The organism is Kitasatospora griseola (genome assembly GCF_014648555.1).
In the GTDB taxonomy this organism is placed as follows: Bacteria; Actinomycetota; Actinomycetes; order Streptomycetales; family Streptomycetaceae; genus Kitasatospora; species Kitasatospora griseola.
In genome coordinates, this window is record NZ_BMRI01000041.1 from 23,029 (window position 1) to 25,132 (window position 2,104).

At 70.2% G+C, this 2,104-nt stretch carries 2 protein-coding genes; both read right to left on the reverse strand.

Going from position 1 to position 2,104, the window contains the following annotated elements; genetic code table 11:
* Positions 1–155: 155 nt before the first annotated feature.
* Positions 156–365, reverse strand: coding sequence for a hypothetical protein (locus tag IEZ12_RS32420; protein ID WP_189277230.1), 210 nt, complete (start codon positions 363–365; stop codon positions 156–158).
* A gap of 285 nt (positions 366–650) precedes the next feature.
* On the reverse strand, positions 651–1,958 hold the full coding sequence (locus IEZ12_RS32425) for a cyanobactin maturation protease PatG family protein (protein WP_189277232.1): 1,308 nt from the start codon (positions 1,956–1,958) through the stop codon (positions 651–653).
* Positions 1,959–2,104: the final 146 nt, after the last annotated feature.

Consider the following 2,104-nt stretch of genomic DNA (forward strand, 5'->3'; position numbering starts at 1 on the left):
AGGGAGCTGCAGCGCGGCAGGCCTTGGCCCGGCCGCCTGCACTGACTGGTCGAACATCATCGTTCTCCTCTCATGGGTCCGGCTGTGTCATGAGGTCGGGTGCGCCGTGCCGGCGGGCTCGCCGCCCGCCGGCACGGTCCGAGGCCGTGACGGCCTCACAGGGCACCCAGGAGCGGGCCGGCGACCTTGGCGACAGTCCCGATGCCGCTCACGATGTCGTCGAACCACGAGTCGGCCTCGACGCCGACGGCGTCGGTGACGGCTGCGGTGTGCATCCCGGTCCGGTCGACGGGCCTGGCCTGCAGGGGCATCTGCAGCGCGGCGGGCCTTGGCTTGGCCGCCTTCTGCACTGACTGGTCGAACATAATCGTTCTCCTTTCACCTTGGGACCGCTGTCCTTCTCACGCCGTGACGTTCACGTCGTGACGCCGTAGGTCGCCTGGTAGCACATCTGCCGGGCGATTCCCGGCAGGCTGGCACACCTCGACCTGGACGCTTCCAGTCCGCGCTCCGCCCGCTGTGCCGCAGGGCCGGTCCATTCCTCGTCCCGGTTGACCGGGCGGGCCTGGAGCGGGAGCGCGATCTTGGGATGCTTGGCCGACTGGTTCATGGCTGACCTCTCATGTTCGTGGCACGCGTGGCCGTCGCCCTCAGAAGTCGCCGAGGAACGTGCGAACCGGTGCCAGGGAGACGGGGAACTCGTCGCTCACGTCGATCGTGAACATGTAGTTCACCTTCGAGCGCAGCATGTCCTCCGGGTCGTAGAAGCTGATGGTCACGTCCTGGCAGTCCGACCCGGGCCGGCAGTACGGGCTCTTCGACACGCTCACCCGGTCCAGGGCGTAGAGGTTCTTGGGCTCCTTCGACTGTCCGGGGACGTGCAGGGCCGACAGCACGCCGTCGGCGACCTTGCCGAAGAGGAAGGCGTTGGTCCCGGCGTAGTTCAGCGCCCGGTCGGCCGAACTCTGCCCGAGGTTGCGGAACTGCCAGTAGATCTTGTCTAGGAGCGCACGCAGGGTCAGCTTCAGGTTCTCGTCGCTGTGGGCCACCCGGGAGGCGTCGCTGCGGTTGGTGACCGTGTCCATCACGCTCTCGATCAGCGCGTTCTCGTTCCAGGTGTAGAGCCCGCGGCTCTTGACCTCGACGACCGGGACGACCTGCCCTGAGAACAGGCGGACCGTCCGGTTGGTCAGCACGCCGGGGACCGACACGCGGGAGACCAGGCCTGGGTCGTCCGTGGGGAGGGCCTGTCCGACGATGGCGTCCCGGAGCGTGCGGTAGATCGTGGACACCGGCGGATAGGTGAGGCCCATCAGCATCCTCGCGAGCCGGTCGGGGTGGCGTACGGCATCCGCCAACTCCTCCTGGGTCAGGTTCGGATCGACGACCTGTGCGCCCAGCTCCATGCCGACGGCCGGCTCGGCCTCCAGTGCGTAGACGGGGGCTCGGTCCAGCTCCAGCGTCCAGGTCAGTTTGTCGGAGGCCCACGGGTTCTGCGCCAGGTAGGCGGCCAGCTGGCTCGGGTTGTACGGGCTCGGCTGGACTTCGGTGTCCATACCGCCCTCGGGCGTGCCCGGGACGGAGGACATCAGTTGGCGGAAGCTGTCCCTTCGGGCTTCGGTGCGGAAGTCGAACCCGACCGTGCCGATCGCGAACACCAGCGGGCGCGGCGCGTCCGCGCCGCCGCACGCGCAGGACGGGCGCACACCGCGCTCGGCAGGGGCGTGTTCCTGGACGGTGCCGAGCGGCGTGGCGCCATGTGCAGGTGGGGCTGCGGATGCGGGCACGGGTTCCGCCGGGCGGGGCGGCGCCTCAGAGACGCCGTCCGCCTGCGCCTGCCCGGCGTGCCCGCCGCACGTACAACCGGCCGAGGCGCGCACGCCGCCCTCCCACTGGCCGTCGGCCTCCGCCGCGCCGTCCTGCGAGGCGGGGGCGCACTCACGATTGGTGGTATCCATGGCGCTGACTCTCTCGTTCGGTTCGGAGTGCGAGGTTTCGAGCGACGGGAGTTCGCTGGCGGCGGTCGTCCCCGGGTCGGGGGAGCGGGCCTCCGCCTGGTGTGGGGCCGGCCACTCGGATGATGCGGGCGGCGCCGACGGCGCGG

Bases quoted from the DNA above. Each gene is read 5' to 3' on its own strand.
- IEZ12_RS32425 (WP_189277232.1), bottom strand. From the start codon at position 1,958: ATGGATACCACCAATCGTGAGTGCGCCCCCGCCTCGCAGGACGGCGCG.
- IEZ12_RS32420 (WP_189277230.1), bottom strand. From the start codon at position 365: ATGTTCGACCAGTCAGTGCAGAAGGCGGCCAAGCCAAGGCCCGCCGCG.